Below are 24,199 nucleotides of genomic sequence, written 5' to 3' on the forward strand. Positions count from 1 at the left end.
ATCCGTTATCCAACCCGTGAGTACAACTTCTTTCTCTCGCCTTTTGAGGTTTTAAAACACTGCCTAGCCACAGGCTCGTCTCGCGGAGCGAGGCGGCTACTTTGCTTCGCGAAAGCCCAGATCGCTCACCAGCCTCAGGCAATCCGCGACCGGCTTCAGCCCTTGCGACGGCGTGGGATGCGTCAGGCACATCGCGGCGGTGCAGACGGCCAGACGCAGACGTTCGGCCACTGGCCACCCTTCGTGCGTGCCGTGCAGATAACCGGCAGCAAAGGCATCTCCCGCACCTGTGGCTCCAGCGATGAAGCCAGCAGGCAGTTTGAGAGAGGGCTGATGATGCACGGTGCCGTTTTTTTCAGCGACCACGGCTCCGGCCTCGAAATGAATGATGACCTCGCGGCGCACGCCTTGCGCGAGAAGCAGCAGGGCGGCGGTCTTGATCTTTTCGAGATCGGGTGGCGCTGATTTCAGATCAACGCCGGTCGCATGGCCCGCCTCGATCTCATTCACGATCAAATAGTCCGTGAAGGGCAGCGAGGCTTCGGTGACCTGCCGGAACTGTGGGTTCGTGGAGCTTACGAGATCCACGCTCGTCAGCAGACCGGCGGCTTGGGCGGCCTCCAGCACACGGCCGGCCATCGTGCGCCCGTCGGGCGGCAGGCGGTCCATCTCCGTCAGCAGCATCAGATAGCCCAGGTGGAAGATTTTGGCCTGCGTGCGGCAGAAATCGAAGTGCGCCTCTCCCAGGATGGCATTGGCGCCCAGTTGATGAAAAAACGTGCGCCTGCCCGTGCCGCGGACCGTCATCGCATCCGTGTAGCTCGTCGGCGCGGCGTCGGTTTGATGCAGTTGCGTTGTGTCGATGCCTGTGGCGGCGCAGTCGCGCAGAATCCAGTCGCCATTCGCATCCGTGCCAACGAGTCCGGCCGCTTCCAACGGATAGCCAACCTGCATCGCCGCCAGATCTTTGAGCACGTTGTAAGGTCCGCCGCCGTTGGATGATGTCTCGTCGTGAATGAACGCCAGCATGTCCTGCTCCGGCCACGCGTCGATGATCTTGACGTGATCGATGATGAAATTGCCGCCGGCGAGGATTCCTGTGCGAGTCATGGATTTGGTTGAGGGCTTCATACGGTCAAAGTGGCCGCGGAATTCGTCGATCAGTGTTCCATCGGTCTTTTTCGACGGCTCTGCCAATCAATACAATCGGGGAACTCAGGCGACGTGACGCACCGTTGGTGTGCCAGGACTCTGCTACAGCACACGGGTAAGCCGTGTCATCGGAGCACCAGTCCAGTACTACGGAACGTAATGGCCGGGTCTGATCCAGCGACATCAGCGCGCGGAGGAAAACCTCGGCCGAGGCGGAAGGGCAGCCCGCCACACGTTGGTGCGACAGCTGTCGCACGATCTCCGCCGTCGTTTCGTAACGCCACCGGTCGGTAAATGCTACGACCTCGGGAGGAGCCAGCCTACCTCCAGCGGGGCCCCCAAGCTGAGATCTGGCTCTGCCTCTGGGTAACTTTAAGGTGGAGGCCGAGCCGTCATCGCCGTCATCGGACCGCACCTAAAGCCTTGAATCCCTATCCACAGTGTCAGGCTCGTCGCCTTCATGATGCCAGGCGGATGCGCCAGGAGGGCGCTGGTGATCAGGAACCGCACGGCGGAGGGATCGACCCATCCCCCCAGCGAACTGGAACGCAAACTCACCGTCCAGGCTCTTCACGGCAGGGTGGATTCGCCAGATTGGCCAGCGGCTGAGCGATGCGAAACTTCACCGGCGAACTGGTGGAATCGCCACAGCCAACCGCCGATGTCGAGATCAAGCGCCGCTCAACGACCTCAAAGCGGCCTAATGGCTCTGGATCCAGATCGCAGGTCTCTACCTAGCCACAGAAGCCGTGTCCCGATTGATCTTCTGTCCCGATGGATCAACCACGTTCACCGTCACGAAGATCACGACATTTTTGGTCTCGGTCTGCATCACTTCTCCTTTGAAGAACCTCCCGACAAACGGCAGATTCCCGAGCAACGGCACCTGATCATTGACCGCAGTATGCTTTTGGATTTTCACACCGCCAAGAACCACCGTGGCACCATCCCAGATCTTCACAGCCGTCTGCACTTTATGTGTTTTGAAGATTGGCTGGAGGATCAAGTTTGGTGTTATAAGCTGCTCTGACTGGGCAAGCGGCACGTAAACCTGAGTATCTGCACCGTTGTCGTCAGTGGGATCGAGGTTCAAAAGGGCGGTCAAAAAAGACAAACTCGCCGGGGAATTGATTGGAGAACCATAATTGACGAAGCCTTCGAATTCCGTCAGCTCAGGGGTCAAGGTGAGTTCAATCGTTCTGCCATCATCCGAGATGATCGGCTCGACCTCCACGGTCACCCCGGTCTTTCTCATTTCAAACGCCGTTGGAGTCGTGGGAGTGGCGATCATTTGCGATCCTCGGGCACTCCCCTGCGGGAGCTGAGGCGGCTCGAATTCCGTGGGATAAATGAACTCGCGGGTAACTTCCACCTGCGCTTTCAATCCATTCTTTGTCGTCACGCTGGGTGATGCATTCACATCAATCCCTTTTTTCTGCGAGAGCCCTCGCATGACTGACTGAAACTGGGGATCTGAAAACACACCTGCCACGGACAGCACCCCAGGGGCCACTGCTCCACCGCCAGTTGCCGATCCAGTCTGCAGCAAACTGTCAATTGTGTTTTGCTCCACAGCCAAGCTCCCTGACCTGATCCCCGAGGTGATGGGACCACCACCGTAAGGAACAGGCCTCGGCACGCCAGCTGGGATCGGCCCGGCCAGCGCACCGTTGACAGGTATTGCTGGGAAAACATCAAATGCGATCTGAGCCGGGGGAGGCACCGGATTGGGCACCTGTAGTGTCTGTGCAGGAATCGTCAGATTCGTAGTAAACGGAAAGTTCGCGGCATTGAAAGGTGTGCCGCTCCCTGAACTGCCTCCTCCGAGGAAAACGTTGTTTCCATTCATGCCCACAGCGCCCATCAGCCAGTCGAAGCCGAGTTCTTCGACATTTTTCTGGTTCACCTCCAGCATGCGGATCTGGACGACAGCCAGCTTGGGTGCAGACTTGGCCGCCGCTTCGACGAGTGTCTCCACCACCTCCATGTTAGGAACGGAGTTCCGAACCGTCAGCATGCTGGTGGCTGAATTGAAATAGGCGCTGGCTCCTTCGGGAAACGTCACGCCACGCGCCTCCAGGAACTCCTTGGCTCCCATCCTGCGGATCACCAACCCGCCGCCAGCAGGGGCCTGCTGGGCAAAGGGATCGGTGGGCGGAGCCGCCGCATCTCCCGCTGGTGCGCTCTGGATGAAGTCAGGTGGAACCCGGAAGGTGCGGGAGATCAAGGCGCCATTGCGGTCGCTGATGGAAACGAAGGTCACCGCATGGTCATCCACCTTGTAAGTCACGCCGCACATTTCACTCACGTAGCGCAGCACCTCCTCAATGGGCACGCTGGAGAGGTTCAGGCTGATCGGCTTGCCACGGGCATCGTCAGGGACATTCAACACAAAGCTGACGCCCTTCCCTTCCGGGTCGAGATCGCGGCTTCGCACACGGAGCAGTTCCGCCACCTCATCCAGCGTGGCTCCGGCGAAATCCACGGTGGGAAAAATGAGTGTCCGCAGCTTCTGGGTGATGGCTTCACGCCCGCTCCGGCCATAGGCATTGGCCTGCATGCTCGCCCCAAACATCGCGCTCACGTCTTGCACGGTTGGCGGAAGTTGGTCCTCCCACGTCTGATCCACCGCAGACAGCATCTTCGAGCGCTGGTGATCGTAGGCGGCTTTGTAGTAGCGCTGCTTCTGCTGCTCGGCCTTTTCCATGCCGCGCCGTGCAGCGCTGCTGTATGGATCGATGCGAAGCACGTCCTGGTAAGTCGCGATCGCCTTGTCGGGATCCCCGATCTCGATGAACGAATTCGCCTTCAGCAGCAAGGTCTGCACGGCCTCCACGTTCGCGACATGTTTGGCGGTCAGAGCCGGCGGAAACCGGTCTGGTTCGGCCAGCCGCTTCTGAAGCGCCAGCACTCGTGCGTCCTTTGGTGCGACCTCGGGTGAAAGCAGCTTCTCGATGAGCTTGTTCGCTGCGTCCAGATCCCCCTTTGCCGCCAAAGCCTGGGCGTGCAGGCAGCCGGCGACGACATAGCCGTTCCGCGCGGCCATCCGGTGCTCCTGGGCCAGCGGGATGTTCGGGAGCGAATCGTAAGTGGCTGTGAACAGCGTCAAGGCTTCCTCCGCCTTCTTCTCCTCGATCAACTGGTATCCGCGCTCGATTTCCTCCCGCGCGTTGTTCACCTGAATGGCACGACGCCGGGCTTCAGCCTGGGCCATGGCACTCACGGTCTGGGACCACACCGTCGTTCCAGCACCAAATGTCACGACCAGGGAAGCAATCACCCCACGCCCGATCAGGGTCCGCAGGTGCTTGGGTTGGGGGGAGTTCGAAAAAGACTTCGGGAGCATCAAAATTTCGGTAAATCGGGGTTATAACAGGACTCAGCCGCACGCCCAAGCATTTTCTGCCACGAATCTCGCCCCCGCAGTTGCCCAATCGTCGTCCCTTGCTCTCTTGGCCGTTCCTACCACCCCAAGTCATGTCCAAAGCCCCCATCAGAGTCGCAGTCACCGGCGCCGCCGGTCAAATCGGTTACGCCCTCCTTTTCCGCATCGCTTCCGGAGCCATGTTCGGCCCGGATCAGCCCGTGATCCTCCAGCTCATCGAGGCTCCCTTTGAGAAGCCGATGCAGGCCCTCGCCGGTGTCGCGATGGAGCTCGATGACTGCGCTTTCCCGCTGCTCAAAGGCATCGTGCAGACCAGCGATCCCGCCGTGGGCTTCAAAGACGCCAACTGGTGCCTCCTCGTCGGTGCCAAGCCGCGTGGCCCGGGCATGGAGCGTGCTGATTTGCTCAAGGACAACGGCAAAATCTTCATCGGCCAGGGCCAGATCATCGACGCCGTCGCCGCAGATGACGCGCGCGTCGCGGTCGTCGGTAATCCCGCGAACACCAACTGCATGATCGCCGCGTCCCAGGCCAAGCGCCTCACGCCGGACCGTTTCACCGCCATGGTGCGCCTCGATCAAAACCGCGCTCAGACCCAGCTCGCGCAGAAGGCCGGCGTCGATCTGACCGAGGTGAAAGACATCTTCATTTACGGCAACCACAGCCCCACGATGTTCCCGGCCTTTGCGCACGCCACCATCGGCGGCAAACCGGCAGCGGGAGTCATCAACGACAAGGCCTGGCTGGAAGGTCCGTTCTGCGAAACCGTCGGCAAGCGTGGCGCTGCCATCATCGCCGCTCGTGGTGCCTCCTCCGCCGCCTCCGCCGCCAACGCGCTCGTCGATCACGTCCGCTCGCTCGTCACCCCAGGCGCCATCCATTCCGTCGCCGTGAAGAGCAATGGCCTCTACGGCTTCGATCCGGAAGTCTGGGCCGGCATGCCCGTCCGCACGACCACCCCTGGCAGCTACGAAGTCATCACGGGCTATGAGATGGACGACTTCGCCAAGTCGAAGATCGCCGCCACGAACAAGGAACTCGTCGATGAGCGTTCCTTCGTGGCTGAAATGCTGTAATTCGCCTCGTTCGATCTCCGCCCCATGCGCCCTCGTGGCTCATGGGGCTTTTTCTTGGCGAAATCCGTCCGCGCCGCAGCGTTAACGCCCCATGTTCTCCACCCGACGCGACTTCCTTCAGACCACCGGCTGCGGCTTCGGCTACTTGGCGTGGCAGGCCATGGCGCAAAGCCAGGCCGCCCTGGCAGACCCGCTGGCCGTCAAACGAGCGCACCACCAGCCGAAGGCCAAGCGCGTCATTTTCCTCTTCATGCAAGGCGGCGTGAGCCACGTCGATTCCTACGACTACAAGCCGCGTCTGCTCAAAGACGACGGCAAGATCATCGAGGTCGCCGATTCGCGGGCGATCGCGAAGACGGGCAAAGGCGCTCTCCAGCGCGTGATGAAACCGCTATGGGACTTCAAGCAGCATGGCGAAACCGGTCACTGGGGCTCGAATCTCTTTCCGCACATCAATCAGCACATCGACGACCTCTGCTTCCTGCATGGCATGCACACCGAAGGCGTCGCTCATGGTCCTGCCACGCTGTTCCTGCACACCGGCACCACCAGTTTCATCCGGCCCAGCATGGGATCGTGGGTCATGTATGGACTCGGCGCGGAAAATGAGAACCTACCGGGCTTCGTCACCATCAGTCCGTCCCTTGGCAATGGCGGCCCGCGCAACTACGGCAACGCTTTCCTGCCGGCCATTTTCCAAGGCACCCCCGTCGGTCGCAGCGGCCAGCCTGCCAGCGAGGCCTCCATCAAGAACATCACGAACTCCATCTGGACGACCGAGCAGCAGCGCAAACAATTCAGCCTCCTCAGCTCGTTGAATGCCGAGCAGGCCGCCAAGGCGATGCCTGGCGACACTGAGATCGACGCCGTCATCCGCAGCTACGAACTCGCCGCCCGCATGCAGACCAATGCGCCCGGCGTCATGGATCTGAGCGGCGAATCCGAGGCCACGCTGAAGCTCTACGGCATCAATGAGAAGCCGACCGACAACTACGGTCGCCAATGCCTCATGGCCCGTCGTCTTGCTGAACAGGGAGTGCGTTACATCCAGGTCAATTACGGCGACAATTCCAACAACCCCGCCTGGGACCAGCACTCTAATCTGCCCAAGCATGGCGACCACGCTGCCGCAGTTGATAAACCTATCGCAGGCCTGCTCTACGACCTCAAACAACGCGGCCTGCTCGAAGACACCATCGTCTGGTGGGGCGGCGAATTCGGCCGCACGCCTTATGCTGAGAAAAACGGCACCGGCCGCGATCACAACCCGCTCGGTTTCACCGTCTGGATGGCGGGTGGTGGCTTCAAGGCAGGTCTCTCCCATGGCGTCACCGACGACATCGGCCACATGGCCGTCGAGGACAAAGTCCACATGCACGACCTGCATGCCACCATCCTTCACCAACTCGGTCTCGATCACGAAAAACTCACCTTCCGCCATGCTGGCCGCGATTTTCGCCTCACCGACATTCACGGCCACGTCGTGAAGGAAGTGATTTCGTAGGGTGCCAGACCGCCACGCCCGGTGCGGTTGAGGTTCCAAGTTTCATGTTTCAAGATCCTGAAACGTGAAACCTGGAACTTGGAACGATGCCCTCACTTCTTCGCCAGCGCCTCGAGATAGCCCAGCAGACTCGCGAACTCCTTCACCGTGAAGTTCATCATCAGGCCCGGAGGCATCATGCTCATCGGCAGCTTTTGACGCTGCTTGATGTCGGCGGTTCTAAAAATGAACTCCTGGGACGCGATGTTGCGCAGCTTGACCTCATCCGCGCCTTCGAGGGTGATGAAGCCCATCTGCTGCGTCCCGTCTTTGAGCGTGATCATCTCACTCGCGAACCCTTGGGCGATCGTTTTGTTCGGATCGAGGATGTTCTGCGCCAGTTCAGGCCGCTTGTAAGTTTGGGCGATGTTGCCGAGATAGGGCCCTTTCTGTGGTTCGGACTCCTGGGTCGTATGACAGGCGACGCAGGTGGCCCGGGTGAAGACTTGTTCACCCAGCGCCAGATCGCCCGCTTCTTTCAAGACGGCCGCGAGCGCGTCCTCGAGCGTCAGCGTGGCGAGCTTCGGCGTTTTATCCTCGATCTTCTGGATGCGCATAGCCTTCGCGGCGCGTTCGGCGGCACCTTTGACCTCGGCATCGGCATCATCGAGCGAGGCGAGCACCTTGGCGGCGCTGGGCATGTGCTTGGAGGCGCTGATGGCGTCGATGATGAGCTTGCGGTGCTTCGGATCGGCCCAGCCCTTGTCGAGCGCCTTCTGCGTGAGCTGGATGGACTCCGGACTGCCCGTTTTGCGGTTCGCGAGGTTCAGCAACGCGGCATTCGCATACATCGACACCGGCCACTCGCCCTTCTCGGCGATCTGCTCGACGAGCTGATGGTGATTTTCGAGCTTCGGCGCGTTCAAGAAGGCGTTGAAGGCCGCTTCGTAGTCTTTGCCGGAGTCCGGGAGCTTCTTGAGCGGCTCCAGCGCAGCCAAAGTAGCTTGAACGGCTTCAGCGCTGTCTGTTTTTGAGAGCGCGATGATGGCGGTGGAGAGAGTATCGGGGCCATTCTTGGCCCCTGCATCGGAGGGGGCAGGAATGCCCCCATTACGAACCAAACCAACCAGCAGCGGCACCGCCTCCGCCGGAACCTCCTCCGCACCGGCCATCTGCGCCGCCAGCTCCGGCAGCACCTTCGGGTCCTTCTTCGCGAGTTCGAGGATGCGCTGCTGCGCTTCGTTGAACTGGATGCGGTTGCGGTTCAGTTCCTTCACCAGGAAGGCCGCTTCCTCCGGCGTGGCCTTCGCCAGCGCGTCCTTCAGCGCCACGGCGATCTTCGGCGTCTCGCTCCAGGCCTCCGGCTGGTAATACGGCCCTCGCGTGTCCGGCCGCGTGCCCCACGAATCGCCCTTCCACTCGCCTTCCTTGAAATGCAGACGGCACAGCGCCGCGAGGATGCCTTGGCGCAACGCGGGATCGGTGGCCTTGCCGAGACGCTCGATGAGGCCGGTGACGACTTCGGGGGTGTGGATGACTCGGAGGCATCTCAAACTAAGGTCTTGTAGGTATGGATGCTTGGTTTCATCCAGTTTCCTGAACCATTCTATAGCAGCCTCAGCCCCAATCCGCCGAGATGCCTCTACCACGATGGGCCTGAGAACCTCGGACTCATTCATGACATCAGGCGAAGAATAATCGACTATTCTTCGAGCTTTGTTTGTGGCTACAAATTGCTCGATCCAAGCCAGATGCATGATGGAAGAGTCGTCGGGGCTAACTCCGATAAATCTTGGCATGGTGTTGATGTGAAATGGCTTGCTTGGTGAGCCGTTTTTAGGCTTGTCCACTTGAACGTGTCTCATGTGTCGGCTGATGTTCCACTGTAGCTTTTGGCCTTCATAACTGAAGTTTTGCGCAGATTCGAGCACCCCACTTGCTTGAGGGTGATTCACAAAGACGCCCACTGCGGCGACCAGAGTCTCAAGATTCAGATTGTTTTGAGTATCGTTGGTTTCGCTGAGCAAGGCAGCGTGAACATTTCCCCAATTCCGCCTCACCAGCTCCCTTTGCGCCTCCATCCTCCGGCGGTTGCTCGCGGACTCCAGCACCTTCACGAGTTCCTCATCCTTCGCCTTCGCGAAATTCGGCAGCGGCTCCGCTTTGAAGCCCTTCGGCTTCACCTGAACGATGTAACCGACATCCGGTCCGGCCCAATCAAACGTCGCGCCTTTCCAACTGGAGCAATAGACGCGGCTCATGCCATCGACATCGGCGTCGGTGGGGCGGGTCATTTTGATGAAGGGCTCAGGCTTGCGGGTTTCTTCGAAGGTGGCGCCTTTGGGCTTCACCTGATGATGCCAGAGAGCGCCGCTGCCCCAGTCGCAGGTGAAAGGGGCGTTGTTCCAGGTGCCGAAGCCGGGTTCGTCGATGTAAACCGCGCCGCAGCCGCTGCCGCCGCCGTAGTCGGCGAGGGGCTGGATGCACTCCTCGTTGAAGTTTTTGTAGAGACGCGGGTAGCCGTGGTCGTCGAGGCCGGTGAAGTGGTGGAAGCGCACGTTCCAGCCGCCGCCGTCGTTCGTGTTGTCGCGGGCGAAGATGTCCATCAGCGGGCTGATGGCGACTTCGAGGATGTTGCGTGTGCCGGTGGAGTAGATTTCGAGGCCGGTGCCATCTGGACGCACGCGGATGACGCCGCCGCCGCGATGCTGGAGCGTCTTGCCATCGGTGCCGGTGGCCTTCATGAAGCCGAAGTCGCCGCCCGCGATGTAAAGCCAGCCGTCGATGCCGAGGCTGAGGCCGTTCGTGGTGTGATCGGCCGGGCGGTCCTTGTAACCGAAGGCGATGTCCTTCACGAGGATGTTCTGCTTCTCCGCGACGCCATCGTGATCGGCATCAATGAACTCGCTGAGGTGCGGCGGATGCACGAGGTAAAGCCGGTCGTGATCCCACACAAGCCCGCGCGGCGCATCGACCTCGCAAAAGACCTTCGTCTCATCCGCGCGGCCATCGCCATCGAGATCGCGCAGGCGGATGACTCGACCACGCTTCGGATTGCGGCCCAGCGAGCCATTCCCGTCCGAGGAAACGTAAAGCGTGCCATCCGGCTCCGCGGCGACGAAGACGGGGTAGTTCGCCGCAGCGCTGTTCGCGAAAAGGGTGACATCAAAGCCCTCCGCGACCTTCACATCCTTCAAAATGGCCGCTTCTTGCTCGGGAGTGAGTTTGACGATCTTGGGCGGCACGTTTCCGCTATCCTTATAGGTCGAATAGGACTCATGGGGCTTATTCAATGGTGACAATGCTTTGATGCCCGGGCCTTTCAGCCGCACTTCGCGAATGCTGGCCCAGCCGCCGCTCTTATTGCCCAGCGCATGCACCTTCACAAAACGGATGCCGTCGGCCTTGGCGAAGTCATTCGAGTAGGGGGCCTTCTTCTCGTTCGTGCTGCCATCGACGAGTGTGGTCCATGTCTTGCCATCGGCGCTGCCTTCGACTTTGAACTGATACACGCCTTGGTTCTCCCACGAGGTCTCGATGCCCGTCAGCGTCTGCGGCTTCTCCAGCTCAAGCTGCAGCCACTGCGGATAATCCGGGCCGCTGGCGCACCAGCGGGTGCTTTCGTCGTTGTCCACGGCCCGCCAGGCGAAGTTGTTCTTGCCCGTCTCCTCGCTGCTCGCGGTCGCCTTGATACCCGTGGCGTCTTTCGGCGTGGGGGCCGGCTTCGGAGCTTCAGCAGGCTTTGCAGGCACAAAGGTCACTTTGTTCTGCCCTTGGAACGGCGTCAGGTAATCCGGCGTGAGCTTGTCACAGGCCCAGAGCAGGCCGCGCGTGATGAGATCAAGGTAACGCGCATCAGCGACGGTCTCGGTGTTGTGGCCAATAGTCGTGCTGAAGCTGCGGGCACCGTCTTTTTCGTTCGTCCAGGCCACGATGGCATCCACGGCCTTGCCTTTGACCATCTGACGGCCCATCGCGAGCGGATGGGCGTCGAAGAGGTTCACATTGTTATAAAGCTCCTCTTTGATCGTGGTCCAATCCGCCAAGGTATTGGGGACATTCTTGTCCCCTGTCCCAGACGGGGCAGGAATGCCCCGATTACGGCCGGTGACGATCGGATGCTCCTTATCGACAAATGTGATCGCGATAGGCTCCTGCGGGCCGTGGGAGTTCGATTGCAGGCCGAGTCGCTTGAACCAGCGATCCTCGCCCGTGCGGAAGCTGTGCATCGCGCAGTGAAGCTGGATGCTCGGGATCGTCTTGTGAGCGTCGAGGATGCGCGTGAGCGTCTCCTTGTTGTTCATGCTCGCCGCACATTCGTCATGGATGATGATGTCGTAGCCCTTGGCCCAATCCGCCTTGTCATACACCGGCAGCGGCGGGTTCGTGGACTTGTCGTCGGTCCAGATCACATCCACCTGCACATTCGCGCGGCTTTGGATGCCTTTCGCAATGACCTCGTGCTGCTTCGCGTAGTCATGGCAGCAGCCACCGGTGATGAGGAGGGCTTTCAGCGGCTCGGCGGCGACGAGCAGGGAGCAAGGGGCGAGGAGGAGGGCTGTTCGGAGCATGGGAAATCGGGGCGCAGAAACCGCACAAATGGCAAAGTTTCTATCAGAAAAGTATTTGCGGCCAAAAATGGCCCCGAAGCATATCTTCGTTCGCTTTTGGCCGCCAAACTGCCACTCTCGCGCCCTCATGCGCGCAACTGTGAAAGACATCCTGGAAATCGTCGGCGGAAAACTTCTCTCTGGAGATGAATCGACCACGATTGAGGGCTTTGCGAACTTGAAGGAAGCCGTGAAGGGCGATCTGAGCTTCTTCCACGATCCGCGCTACGAGACGCTGCTGGCCACCACCAAAGCCTGCGCGGTGCTGGTGCCGGCCAACTGGATGAAGTTGCCCGAAAACGTGGCCTGCATCGCCGTGGCGGATCCTTCGCGGATGTTTGAGACCATCGTGGAAAAGTTCGGCGTGCAGCCGGAACCCTTCAAACCCGGCATGCACGCCACCGCGGTGATCGGTGAGGGCGTGAAGTTCGAGGTGGCGAAGGTGCGCATCGGCCCGCGGGCGGTGATCGAGGACGGGGTGGAGATCGCAGACGGAGCGGAGATCGGCGCGGGCTGTTTCATCGGCCGGAACGTCCGCATCGGGGCGGACGCGAAGCTGTTTGCCAATGTTACGGTGCACACTGACTGCACCATCGGCAAGCGGGTGATCCTGCATAGCGGCGTGGTGATCGGCGCGGATGGTTTTGGCTACGAGTTCGACAAGGGCCGCCACCGGAAGGTGCGCCAGGCCGGCATCGTGCAGATCGACAATGATGTGGAGATCGGCGCCGGAACGATGGTGGACCGCGCCCGTTTTGGCCGCACCTGGATTGGCGAGGGGACGAAGATCGACAATCTCGTCCAAATCGGCCACAACGTGGTCATTGGAAAGCACTGCATCATCGTCGCCGCCACCGCCATCGCCGGCAGTGCCCAAATCGGCGATTACGTGGTCATCGCCGCGCAATGCGGCATCGCCGGGCATGTCAAAATCGGCTCCCAGGCCACGCTCGCCGCCCGCTGCGGCGTCACGAAGGATCTCCCCGGCGGAGCGACCTACATGGGGTATCCTGCCATTCCTGCGAACGAAGAGAAGCGCCGTCTGGCGGGCATCAACCGTCTCCCCGGTCTCACGAAACGCGTCAAAAAGCTCGAGAAAGCGGCCGGCAGCGATCCAATCGACGAAGACTGAGCCCGCCGCGTGTCATCGGCCAAACCGCGCCTTGATCAGGTGGCTGCCGAGAATCCAGACCTTGTGGATATTGCTCAGGCGGCAGCGCTTCTTGAAGACAGGAAAGCGCTCGCGTTTCAGCTTCTCCAGGATGCGTGAATAAATCGCGCCCATGATCTCGGAAGCGACCATGTTTTTGCGGTCTTCCGGCGGCAGGGCCTTGGCGGCGGCCTGGTAGTAGTCCCGTGCCCGGCGATACTGGAAGTCCATCATTTTAAAGAAGCGCTCGCTGGGCCGGCCGTCGAGAATCTCGCTCTCCAGGACGCCAAACTTCTTCAATTCGCTTTGCGGCAGGTAAATGCGGCCCGTTTCGCGGGCGTCCTGACCGACATCCCGGATGATGTTCGTGAACTGCAGGGCATAGCCGAGATTGATCGCGTAGTCCCGCGTGGCCGGGTTCGTGTGGCCGAAGATCTCGATGCTCACAAGGCCGACGACGCTGGCGACCTTGTAGCAGTAGCCGAGCAACTCCTCGAACGTGGCGTATCGCGTCTTCGTGATGTCGCTGGCGACGCCGTCGATGATCTCGCCGAGCCATGCACGCGGGAAGCCGTATTTTTGCGGCAGCATCAGCACCTCATCGAGCACGGGATGCCCCGGCGGCCGGCCCTCCTCCACGCATCGCTTCCAGTAGTCCAGCTCCTTCTCCTTCTCCTCCTCGCCCACATCCGTCGCATCCGCGATGTCATCGACGACCCGGCAGAAGGCGTAAAAGGTGATCATGTCCCTGCGTCGTTCCTTTGGCAGGCAGGCGAGCGCAAAGGCCAGGTTCGACTTCGCCCGCTTCGTGATTTGTTCAGGAGAAAGCGTGCCGCTGGTCATGCGGTGGGAGAACGTGGGAAGCCGTGGCGAAGCATCAGAAGAAGGGCGGTCAGCAATAGCCAGCAATCCAGCATGGCAAGCGCCAATGCATCCAGCGGCAGCACGATCACACGCCAGAGCGTCGATTCCGCAGCCCATGCATGCCCGAGCGCGGAGGCGTACCTGGCCGGAATCAAAATCGCCATTGCGGTGATGCTCAAAAACAGCAGCGGGAAGGCTGAGCGCAGCAGGATCTGGAGAGCAGCCGCACCTTGCTGCCAGAAGGGGCCTGAAACCACCGCCACAGCCAGCGGCAGCGCTGAAAAGACCAGAAGCAGCTCGATCCACAACCAACTGCCGACGCTCTGAGGCACGCTGAACTGCCACTGACGCCAGCAGAGCCACAAAAGATCGAATGCCGCCAGCAGCGCCGCTCCCTCCCACCGGGCAAAGGTTTCCTCAAGCGCTGCGACGGCATCTTTTTCCGCATTTGTGTCCTGCGGCTTCTCCCACGCGATGACGAAACGCGCCAACCACACCTGCATGCTGGCGCAAGCCAGAGCGGTGAAGATGTACCGGAGTCCCAGCTTCACCGTCTCTGCCCCCTCCGGCAGCATGCGTCTCAGTGTGACGACCTCCAGCGCCAGCCAGGCGAAGCCGGTCACGGTGACCGCCAGCAGCACGATCTTTTGTTCCGGGCCAGGACGTCGTTCCCCATAGCGGTACGGCCAGCGCCAGATGCGAATCGTCAGCATGGCCAGCACCAACGGCACCAGGCATGCCAACGGCGACGGCTGGATCAGCGCATGTGGCAGCAGGGCGAGATGCGCCAGCGCATCGCGTGCCAGCGGCAGGATCAGCTCCCGCCAGTCGTTGAGTTGCACCAGCGAGCAGCCCGGGGGCCTCCCGTCGCCCACCGTGGCCCCCAGCAGGGACGCCCCGGCCACCCAGAGTACCAAGGCTGGCCGCAACCGCACAAAATCCCATGCATCCGACAGATGCTGCCGCAGCGGGTGCCAGCGCAGATGCAGAGCCAGTCCGGCGATGAAACCGGTGAGGGCGAGTGTCGTTGTCTGCCAGTGGGAGAGATTCAAGGAGACGATCAATTCGCGAAAACATCTCGACACGCCAGCCCGTATTCGCTTCTCTCCATCCGCCATGAAACTCACCTCCGCGCTCCTGCTTGCCTCGCTGTCGCTTCAATCCGTCGCTCTCGCCGAAAACTGGCCGAACTGGCGCGGGCCCAACCAGGACGGCTCCAGTAGTGAGACCGGTCTGCCATCCAAGTTCAGCACGACTGACGGCGTGAAATGGGCGGCAGACGTTCCAGGCATCGCCGCATCGGCTCCTGTGATCTGGGGGGACAATGTCTTCCTCACAGCCCCGATCGCCGCCGAGAAAAAGCTCGTCGGCCTGTGCTACGACAAGCAGACCGGAAAAGAGAAGTGGCGCACCACCATTTCCGAAGGCGACGAGGTGCAGTGGGACGACAAGAGCAACCTCGCCAGCCCTTCGGCAGCCACCGATGGCGACCGCGTATATTTCCTCTTCGCCAACGCCATTGCCGCAGCCTGCGATTTCAGCGGCAAAATCGTGTGGAAGCGTGATTTCAAGGAAACACACGGCGCTTTCGCCACGCAGTGGACGTATGGCAGCAGCCCGACCATCGACAGCGGGAAGCTCTACATCCAGGTGCTTCAGCGCAACGAAACCTTCAAGTTCCAGGAGAAGTTCGAGAAAGGCACACCCGGCAAGGACTTGAGCAGCTACATCCTCGCCATTGATCCGGCGAACGGGAAGGACCTCTGGAAGCAGATCCGCCCCAGCACGGCGAAGATCGAGTCCCTGGAAGCCTTCAGCAGCCCGGTGTTCACCACTTACAAGGATCAGCGCCTCATGCTGATCTCCGGCGGTGACACGCTCACCATCCACGATGCCGCCACCGGCAAGGAATTCTCCCGCGTCGCCACCTGGAACCCTCCGGGCGAAGGCTACAACAGCTTCTTCCGCCTCGTCCCCTCCCCTGTCGTGGGCGATGGCATGGCCATTGTCTGCGCACCGAAGAACTCGCCCATCTTTGCCATTCCTCTCGATGCCAAAGGCGAAACCCAGCCTGTCTGGCAGACCGAGCCGAAAGGCGTGACCAGCGACGTGCCCACACCCGCTTTCTACAAAGGCAAATTCTACGTGCTCGACGGCGGCAAGAAGCTGCTGAGCTGCCTGGAACCGAAAACCGGCAAGGTGCTGTGGACGGGCGAGCTCGGCGGCAAGACCAAGTTTGAGAGCAGCCCTACCGTGGCCGACGACAAGGTCTATTGCATCAACTTCTGGGGCGAGGTCTATGTCGCCAAGGCGAACACCGACAAGTTTGAGCTTCTTGGCATGAACGAGATGGGCAACGGCTCCAAACCCAACGGCAACGCCGCCAGCGTCCGCGCCAGCATCTCTGTCAGCGACAGCAGCCTCTTCATCCGCACGCAGGACAAACTGTATCGCGTCGGCAAGTGAGCCGGTGCGTCGGCGGGACCGTTGGTCGGTTGATCAGTGTCCTTCGACGCATGCACTGACCTACCGAACCGCTGATCCACTGCCCAACTCACCGCCATGCTCACCCGCGCCCTCACTCTCCTCGCCGCCACCGCATCTCTCGCCCACGCGGCTCCCGCCGAGCACGTGATCCTCGTCAGCATCGACGGCTGGGCGCATCATTACTTTGATGATCCCAAATGCCACATGCCGGCGGTGAAGGCACTGGCGGCCAACGGTGTGCGGGCGAAGCGGATGGAATGCTCGTTTCCGACCGTGACGTGGACAAACCACACCACGCTCGTCACCGGCGTGCATCCGGGCAAGCATGGTGTGCTGGCGAATGCCTATTTCGACCGTGCGCAGCGGAAGAAGATCCCGCTCATCCCTGATCCGCTCTTCAACAAGGACGAGATCGTCAAAACGCCCACCATTTACGATGCGGCGAAAGCGGCGGGCCTGAAAACGGCCGCGGTGATCTGGCCCGCCTCACGCGGAGCCAAAACGCTCGACTGGACGGTGCCGGATGTGTTTGAGCAGGAGCTGTTTGAGAAATACGGCACGCCTTCGTTGCTGGAGGAAGCCCGTGCGGCCGGCATCCCCATCGAAAAGCAGATGGAGTGGTGCAAGGCAGGCAACGCTGGGAAGGCGCAGCGCGACTACATGTATGCGCAGCTCGCCACGCACATCATCAAGAAGCACAAGCCGAACTTCCTGGCGATCCACCTCGTCAGCCTCGATTCGTTTGAGCATGCGCATGGCCGGCAGGTCGCCGAAGCCTACTGGGCGGCCAATGATTCCGACAATCGCGTGGCAGACTTGATTCGAGCCGCCGAAGAGGCCGGAATTCGCGACAAGACGACCTTTGTCATCACCACCGACCACGGATTTGTGACTTACACGAAGTCGATCAACGCCAACTCGGCGTTGAAGAAAGATGGGTTCGTCAAAACGATGCTCGGCAAGAGCCTGGCTCCCGATTCGCAGGTTTTCGCCATGGCCGAAGGCGGCGCATGCTTCGTCTATGTGCTCGACACGGCGAACCGCGAAAGCATCCTCCAGCAGATCACGCCGAAACTGGCCAGGCTTGAAGGCGTGAGCGGTGTCGTCGAAGCGAAGGACTTCGACAGCAAGCTCCACCACCTCACCGCAGACAAAGATGGCCGCGAACCGGATCTCGTGCTGCTCGCCGGCGACGGCTACACCTTCACCGACTCACTCGCCGACAACGAGGTCATCATCCCCAACGACCCGCCCAAGGGGGCTCACGGTCATTTCCAGCTCGATTCGAACCTCTACGGCAACTGCGTCATCAGTGGCGCAGGCGTGAAACCGGGGGGTGAGATTGACGAGATGAAGAACATCGACGTCACACCGACGATGGCAAAGCTCCTCGGCATCCCCTTCCCCGGTGCCGACGGCCGCGTGCTTGAAGAAGCGCTCAAATAAGACGCGCCGAAAGCATCAAAGCATGCCCGGAGCGTACCGTGGACGCGCTTCCGAGCCTGTGGCGAGGCTTTCGCGCATCTTGGGATCGTCCAGGGCGCGATCCACGGCGTCCTGCAACGCTCGAGAAGTCAATTCACGAAGCACCGGCACGGGAGAGCCGCTTCCTGGCCGGTAAGCGCTGCTCTGGCGCTCGCCATCATACACCTTGGTGAAAACCACCGCCTTCGTCGCCGCGTCCAGCACGTTCACACGGATGCGGGCATAGCCATAGGGGTGCACCAGCAGTTGGGAACGCAGGTCCTGAATGTCCCCCTTGATGATGAATCGCGCGCCCTTGTCTGGAGCCAGCATGCCACGTGCCTCCAGCGCATGAGCGAAGGCGTTTCTCACAATGTCACGAACCGGCAGCCGTGTCTGCACGGTATCGACCGTCGGCCCGACCGGCAGACGCACATGCCCCAGCGTCTGCGCCTGCTGACCACGCTTGTCCTTGAACTCGCCCACCACGAAGTCCGGCGTGCCGCGCACCATCCGCCCCGGCACATAGTCCAGGCTGACAACAGAGGAGTTCGAGCAGGAGGAGAGGCCCAGGATGGCTGTGGCCGCAAAAATAACAGACGTGCACCGGAGGTTCATGGAAGCGCCATTTGTAGTACGCCTTGGCCTCGAATCAACGCGCGAGATTTCACTCCGAACCTCACGGAGACAAAAAAAACAACCCTGCCGGCACTCGGAACTCAGGAAAAAAACCCCCAAAACCTGAATCCAATTAACCCGGCAGGGTTGATTAATTAAATTTATATTCGGAAAGTGGGGGATCATGCAATCCCAAAAAATTTGCCATCAAAAAAAATGCCGCGCAGGCCTGTTTGCCGCAGCGATTTTTGCTCTGTTGCCCGCCACAGCGCTCCACGCACAGATCGGGCGTGGCGTGCGGCAGGTCATCGTCGCCCAAGCAGCGAACTGGAACTCGAACACCGCCACGCTGCAATGCTGGCAGCGTGCCTCCAGCCGCGACGTGTGGCATGCTGTCTTCGAAAAGCCGTTTCCCGTGCTGCTTGGCAAAAAAGGCCTCGCCTGGGGGCGAGGCGTGTTTCCGGTGCCACGCAATGGCATTCCCATGAAGGTGGAGAAAGACTGGAAGGCTCCCGCCGGAGTGTTTCAGCTCGGCAGCTTGTTCGGCTACGCTGCGACAGCGCCGGGCGGAGCCCGGTGGCCTTACATTCAGGTGGGGCCTTGGGACGCTTATGTGGATGACTCAGGCTCTCCCTATTACAACCAGCACGTCCGCATCGATCCGAGGAAAGGTGTTCCACCGTGGTTTGAAAAGCAGCGCATGAGGCTCGGCGATGCCGCCTACAAGTGGATGCTCGAGATCCGGCACAATCAGCAACCGGCCGCGCCAGGCTACGGCAGCGCGATTTTCTTCCACGTGCGCCGGGGACCGGACAAGCCCAGCGCAGGCTGCACCACCATGGCAGAATCCGACCTCGTGCGTCTGCTCCGCTGGGTCGATCCCACCGCCTCACCACACTACGTCCTGCTGCCAAAGGGCGACTACTCCGCTCTTCGGGCCTCCTGGGGCCTGCCGTGAGATGTGTCATGCAGGCGACAAGCCCGCGAGATTGATCTGACCTGGCCGTTGATGTTTCATGCGCCTCGTCCTGCCTGTTGTCCTCGCCCTCACGGCCGCTCTCCATGCCGAACCGCTCAAAGTCGTCCTGGCCGGCGATTCGACGGTCGCCAGCGTCCCAAAGCCACCAGCGGACCGGCCCACACTCGCAGGTTGGGGACAGATGCTGGGCGAGTTCCTGCCGGAGGCCAGGATCATCAATCACGCCCGCTCGGGCGCCAGCACGAAGAGCTTTCGTGATCTTGGACTCTGGGACCGTGTGCTGAAGGAAAAAGCCGGCTGGGTGCTGATCCAGTTCGGCCACAACGACGAAAAGCTCAAGGATCCCAAACGCGGCACCGATCCAGCGACGACATGCCGCGAGAATCTGAGAGCCTTCATCCGCGAAGTGCGCGAAAGCGGCGGGAATCCCGTGCTCATCACCTCCGTGGCCCGACGCATCTATGTGGATGGGAGGATGACCACCTCCCTCACTCCCTACGTGGAAGCCATGAAGGCGGTCGGCAGGGAGGCGAATGTTCCCGTGATCGACCTCCATGCGGCCAGTTTCGCGCTGTTTGACCAGTTGGGTGAGAAGTTCTGCCAGCTCTACGGCCCTGCGGAGCAGGACAAATCTCACTTCTCCACCGAAGGCGCACGCATGATGGCGCGGCTCGTGGCCGAGGGACTCATTCGTGAGGTGCCGGAGTTGCGTCCGCGTGTCCAGCTCCTGCCGCGCCTGCCACCCAACGCACCGTTTGATCTGGACCGCCGGATCGTATCCGCAGGCTACGATGGCAGGACCTGCTGGGTGCATCCTCGTGCCGGTGCCATTCCGGGGAAAACGCCCGGTGTGGTCCTGACGATGCAGAAGCTGCTGCTGACGGGTAGCGATGTGTTTTTCGCGCTAAACGACACACGCAGTGATGATCTCGGCCAAAGCTGGAGTCCCATCACCGAACACGCCGAAACGCTCGGACGGCGCAACGAGCCAGAAGGCGTCGTGGTGGCCACCTGCGACTTCACGCCGAAGTGGCATGCCCAGAGCGGCCGGCTGCTGGGAATCGGCCACACCGTGCGCTACAGCGGCGACAAGGTCATCCACGACCGCAAACGCGAGACTTCGTGGGCGGTGTATGACGACAAGACGCGGCAATGGAGTCCCTGGACGCCCCTGGAGATGCCAGATGAGCCGTCATTCCACAGTGCGGGCGCTGGAAGCGTCCAGCGCGTCGATCTGGACAATGGCGACGTCCTGCTGCCCATCTATTTCAAGGGCCAGGCCGACAAGTACTACTCCGTCACCGTCCTGCGCTGCTCGTTTGACGGCACGAAGCTCACGTATCGCAGTCATGGCGACGTGTTGACGCTGGAATCAGGTCGCGGCGTGTATGAGCCCTCCCTCATTCGCTGTGGTGGGCGATTCTACCTCACGCTGCGCAATGACAGTGCTGGTTACGTCTCAGTGAGCGACGATGGCGCTCACTTCAGCCAGCCGGCGAAGTGGTGCTGGGAGGACGGCAGCGACCTGGGCAACTACAACACCCAGCAGCACTGGGTGACTCACGGAGGACGGCTGTGGCTCGTTTACACCCGGAAGGGAGCGCACAACGACCACGTCTTCCGCCACCGCGCCCCGCTGTTCATGGCGGAGGTGAACCAGGACACGCTGCGTGTGAAACGCGACACGGAAGTCGTGCTCGTCCCCGAATCCGGCGCACGCCTGGGGAACTTCGGCGTGTGCGAGGTCAGTGATGACGAGACGTGGGTCACCGTGGCGGAATGGATGCAAACCTGGTCACCCAATGTCGTCATCAGGCCCGGACATCCGCTCGGCGCGAACAACCGCGTGCATGCGGTGCGTATCCTTTGGAAATAGACCCTGCCATGCCTCTGCACCTCACCAGCCGCCGCCACTTCATTTCCCAAATCGGAGCCACAGTCGCCCTGGTCCGCAGCGCGGTCGCTGCCACGGAGGTGGATGACAATCTCATCGCCATCCTGAACGACACACACATCGGCGCCCAGCAGGCCAAGGACGCCGCGATCCCGCTCAACCTCGCCACGACCATCGAATGGCTGCTTGCGCTGCCGAAACGGCCCGCCGCAGTCGTCATCAATGGCGATCTGGCCTTGAAGGACGGCAGGTCCGGCGATTACGAGCGTTTAGCGAAGCTGATCGCTCCTCTGCGCGATGCGGGCCTGCCTCTGCACCTGACGATGGGGAATCACGATGAACGCGGCGTCTTTTACGATGTCCTCAAAAACGAGAAGCCAGACGCCCCAGCGGTCGAATCCAAACATGTGGGAGTGGTGGAACTGCCCGGCGTGAATCTCTTCCTTCTCGACTCACTCAAGCAGACGATGATTGCGCCGGGTGCCCTCGGCGAGATGCAACGCGGATGGCTGGCCAATTCACTCGATGCGCATGCAGACAAGCCAGCACTGGTCTTTGCGCATCACAATCCCCGCCTCGGCGGCGATCCAAAGCACTTCCCTGGCGGCTTGGAGGATTCGGAGGAGCTGTGGAAGCTCCTCGTCGCCCGCAAACACGTCAAAGCCTACATCCACGGCCACATCCATCACCGCGACTTCTTCGAACACGAAGGCATTCACATCCTCAACACGCCCGCCGTCGGCTACGTGGCCAACAAACAGCTCTCCACCACTGGCTGGACCATGCTTCGCCTCATTCCAGGGGGTGCGGGGGTGACCACGCACACGCATCAGGCTGATCACGCATGGAACGGCGTGAAGGTGGACCTGAAGTGGCGGATTTGAGGGCGCCGCAGGTCACGAACGCGCCATGTCGGGCACCTTGCGCCGATCTCCGGGCAGGGCGCTGGGTTGATGATGAACTTGCCCGCGTCGCTTCGTTTGTGTCTCGCTCTTTCCAACCACCATGAGACACCTCCCGCTCCTCTTCACCGCCGTCTTTGCCGCGTTCAGCCATGCGGAGGACATCCGGCATCAGCCGCCGAAGGACCTGAACGGCTATTTCCCTTTCAATCCGCCCTCGTCTTTGAGCGAATGGGACACACGTCGTGAGCAGGTGCGCCGGCAGATCCTCGTGGCGGAAGGTTTGTGGCCGATGCCGGCCAAGACGCCGCTCAACGCGGTGATCCATGGCAAGGTCGAAGGCGATGGCTTCACGGTGGAGCGTGTGTATTTCGAAAGCGCTCCCGGCTTCTACGTCACCGGCAGCCTGTGGAAGCCGAAGACGATCAAGGGCAAGGTTCCCGCCGTGATGTTCGCTCACGGACATTGGAAGGACGCGCGGCTGTCGCTTTCTGAACCGCAGAAAGTGCGTGAGGAGATCGCCATCGGTGCCGAACGCTTCGAAAAAGGCGGCAGCAGCATCTTCCAGTCGCTGTGCGTGCAGCTCGCACGCATGGGCTGCATCGTATGGCAGTGGGACATGCTCAGCGATTCGGACTCGATCCAGTTCTCACGTGAAATCGTGCATACCTTTGCCAAACAGCGCCCTGAAGCGAACCAGACGGAGAACTGGGGCCTCTACAGCCCGCAGGCGGAGGCGCACTTGCAGTCCATCATGGGCCTGCAAACCTGGAACGCCGTGCGCGGGCTCGATTTCCTGCTCTCGCTGCCCGAGGTCGATCCTGAGCGCACCGCCATCACCGGCGCGAGCGGCGGCGGCACGCAGACAATGCTGCTCGCGGCCATCGACGACCGCATCAAGCTCTCCTTCCCTTGCGTGATGGTCAGCACGTCGATGCAGGGTGGCTGCACGTGTGAAAACGCCAGCCTGCTGCGCATCGGCACGGGCAACGTCGAGTTCGCCGGCCTCTTCGCGCCGAAACCGCAGGGCATGAACACGGCGGACGACTGGACGAAAGAGCTCGCCACCAAGGGCTTCCCCGATTTGCAGAAGCTGTATGCGACCCACGGCAAGAAGGACAACGTCTTCCTGCTCCGTGGCGAGCATTTCAAACACAACTACAACGCGGTCACCCGCAGCGCCTTCTACACCTTCGTCAACAAGCACTTCAAACTCGGCTTCCCCTCGCCTGTGATCGAGCAGGACTACGAGCCGCTGACGAAAGAACAGCTCACCGTTTGGGACGAAAAGCATCCCGCACCCAAAGCCGCCGATCCCGAGTTCGAGCGCAAGCTGCTGAAGTACTTCGCCGAAGATGCCGACAAGCAGCTCCAGGCCGCTGATCCCCAAGTTCTCCGCCAGGGCATCGAGTCCATCCTTGGCCGCACCTACGATCAGGCGGGCAAGGTCGAGTGGACGCTGAAGGACAAGCAGGATCGCGGCAATCACCTCGAAATGACCGGCACGCTGACCAACAAGACGCACAGCGAGGAAATGAACGTCACCTGGCTCTATCCGAAGCAGTGGAACAACCGCGTGGTCATCTGGCTCGATGACAAAGGCCGCTCCGGCATCGCGAATGACGACGTGAAACAGCTCGTCGCCGCAGGAAACGCCGTCGTCGGTGTCGATCTGCTCTTCCAAGGTGGCGAACCGGTCAAACAGACGCGTGTCGTCGCCAATCCACGCGAATTCGCCGGCTACACCTTCGGCTACAACCACGCGCTGTTCGCCCAACGCGTTCACGACGTCCTCAGCGTCGTCACCTTCCTGCGCAACACCAAGGTGGGCAGCCATCCGAATCCGAAGACCGTCTGCCTCGCCGCTTTCGGAGCGCAAACCGGCCCCATCGCTGTCGCCTCACTGGCGCTGGCCGGTGAACACGTGGACCGTGCCGCTGTGAGCACGCACGGCTTCCGCTTCGGCAAGGTGCTCGACTACCGTGATCCCATGTTCCTCCCCGGCGGTGCCAAATATCGCGACCTGCCCGGCATGCTCTCGCTTTACGACCCCAATCGACGCTGGGTCGCGGGTGAGAACGAGAACCGCAAGCCAACAGCCAACGACTGGCTGATGCAGTGAGCCCGCGTCACTT

General features: G+C 61.1%; 15 protein-coding genes. 9 read left to right on the forward strand and 6 right to left on the reverse strand.

Annotated elements, in window-relative coordinates; translation table 11 throughout:
- Positions 1 to 96: 96 nt before the first annotated feature.
- Both IAE77_RS04385 and IAE77_RS04390 read right to left on the reverse strand, forming a co-directional pair.
- A complete protein-coding gene (locus IAE77_RS04385) occupies positions 97 to 1,110 on the reverse strand; it encodes a carbohydrate kinase family protein (protein WP_294222403.1) in 1,014 nt (337 codons plus the stop codon).
- A 772-nt stretch (positions 1,111 to 1,882) separates the two neighbouring features.
- On the reverse strand, positions 1,883 to 4,498 hold the full coding sequence (locus IAE77_RS04390; protein ID WP_345780959.1) for an Amuc_1098 family type IV pilus outer membrane protein: 2,616 nt from the start codon (positions 4,496 to 4,498) through the stop codon (positions 1,883 to 1,885).
- A 131-nt stretch (positions 4,499 to 4,629) separates the two neighbouring features.
- On the opposite strand from IAE77_RS04390, the gene IAE77_RS04395 reads away from it, so the two are divergent.
- Positions 4,630 to 5,613 (forward strand): malate dehydrogenase, encoded by a 984-nt coding sequence (locus IAE77_RS04395; RefSeq protein ID WP_294222409.1) that lies wholly within the window; start codon positions 4,630 to 4,632, stop codon positions 5,611 to 5,613.
- Between the two features lie 91 nt (positions 5,614 to 5,704).
- Positions 5,705 to 7,117, forward strand: a complete 1,413-nt coding sequence (locus IAE77_RS04400; protein ID WP_294222412.1) for a DUF1501 domain-containing protein — start codon at positions 5,705 to 5,707, stop codon at positions 7,115 to 7,117.
- Positions 7,118 to 7,209: 92 nt separating this feature from the next.
- Here the strand turns inward: IAE77_RS04400 and IAE77_RS04405 are convergent, their stop codons facing one another.
- Positions 7,210 to 11,667, reverse strand: a complete 4,458-nt coding sequence (locus tag IAE77_RS04405; RefSeq protein ID WP_294222414.1) for a discoidin domain-containing protein — start codon at positions 11,665 to 11,667, stop codon at positions 7,210 to 7,212.
- A gap of 127 nt (positions 11,668 to 11,794) precedes the next feature.
- Between IAE77_RS04405 and lpxD the strand changes: the two genes are divergently transcribed.
- A complete protein-coding gene (lpxD, locus tag IAE77_RS04410; RefSeq protein ID WP_294222416.1) occupies positions 11,795 to 12,838 on the forward strand; it encodes a UDP-3-O-(3-hydroxymyristoyl)glucosamine N-acyltransferase in 1,044 nt (347 codons plus the stop codon).
- Between the two features lie 12 nt (positions 12,839 to 12,850).
- Here the strand turns inward: lpxD and IAE77_RS04415 are convergent, their stop codons facing one another.
- Positions 12,851 to 13,699, reverse strand: coding sequence for a squalene/phytoene synthase family protein (locus tag IAE77_RS04415; protein ID WP_294222419.1), 849 nt, complete (start codon positions 13,697 to 13,699; stop codon positions 12,851 to 12,853).
- Positions 13,696 to 14,772, reverse strand: a complete 1,077-nt coding sequence (locus IAE77_RS04420; RefSeq protein WP_294222422.1) for a hypothetical protein — start codon at positions 14,770 to 14,772, stop codon at positions 13,696 to 13,698. Before IAE77_RS04420 ends, IAE77_RS04415 begins: the two co-directional genes overlap by 4 nt.
- 64 nt (positions 14,773 to 14,836) lie before the next feature.
- On the opposite strand from IAE77_RS04420, the gene IAE77_RS04425 reads away from it, so the two are divergent.
- Positions 14,837 to 16,186 carry a PQQ-binding-like beta-propeller repeat protein gene (locus IAE77_RS04425; protein ID WP_294222424.1) on the forward strand — a complete coding sequence of 450 codons (1,350 nt, stop codon included), beginning with the start codon at positions 14,837 to 14,839 and terminating at the stop codon, positions 16,184 to 16,186.
- Between the two features lie 96 nt (positions 16,187 to 16,282).
- The gene (locus IAE77_RS04430) at positions 16,283 to 17,653 is read left to right on the forward strand and encodes an alkaline phosphatase family protein (protein WP_294222425.1); all 1,371 of its coding nucleotides are present in this window, start codon (positions 16,283 to 16,285) and stop codon (positions 17,651 to 17,653) included.
- A 15-nt stretch (positions 17,654 to 17,668) separates the two neighbouring features.
- Here the strand turns inward: IAE77_RS04430 and IAE77_RS04435 are convergent, their stop codons facing one another.
- Positions 17,669 to 18,289, reverse strand: a complete 621-nt coding sequence (locus IAE77_RS04435) for a DUF4136 domain-containing protein (RefSeq protein WP_294222428.1) — start codon at positions 18,287 to 18,289, stop codon at positions 17,669 to 17,671.
- Between the two features lie 184 nt (positions 18,290 to 18,473).
- On the opposite strand from IAE77_RS04435, the gene IAE77_RS04440 reads away from it, so the two are divergent.
- The 4 genes from IAE77_RS04440 (at position 18,474) to IAE77_RS04455 (ending at position 24,186) form a co-directional block, all read left to right on the forward strand.
- Positions 18,474 to 19,247 carry a L,D-transpeptidase family protein gene (locus tag IAE77_RS04440; RefSeq protein WP_294222432.1) on the forward strand — a complete coding sequence of 258 codons (774 nt, stop codon included), beginning with the start codon at positions 18,474 to 18,476 and terminating at the stop codon, positions 19,245 to 19,247.
- Between the two features lie 58 nt (positions 19,248 to 19,305).
- Positions 19,306 to 21,144: a GDSL-type esterase/lipase family protein gene (locus tag IAE77_RS04445; RefSeq protein ID WP_294222435.1), complete on the forward strand. Its 1,839-nt coding sequence runs from the start codon at positions 19,306 to 19,308 to the stop codon at positions 21,142 to 21,144.
- An 8-nt stretch (positions 21,145 to 21,152) separates the two neighbouring features.
- Complete coding sequence (locus tag IAE77_RS04450; protein WP_294222438.1) at positions 21,153 to 22,046, forward strand: metallophosphoesterase; 894 nt, start codon at positions 21,153 to 21,155, stop codon at positions 22,044 to 22,046.
- A gap of 121 nt (positions 22,047 to 22,167) precedes the next feature.
- Entirely contained in the window at positions 22,168 to 24,186 is a 2,019-nt protein-coding gene (locus IAE77_RS04455) for an acetylxylan esterase (RefSeq protein WP_294222441.1), read from the forward strand.
- Positions 24,187 to 24,199 lie beyond the last annotated feature (13 nt).

This window comes from Prosthecobacter sp. (genome assembly GCF_014879935.1).
Lineage (GTDB): Bacteria > Verrucomicrobiota > Verrucomicrobiia > Verrucomicrobiales > Verrucomicrobiaceae > Prosthecobacter.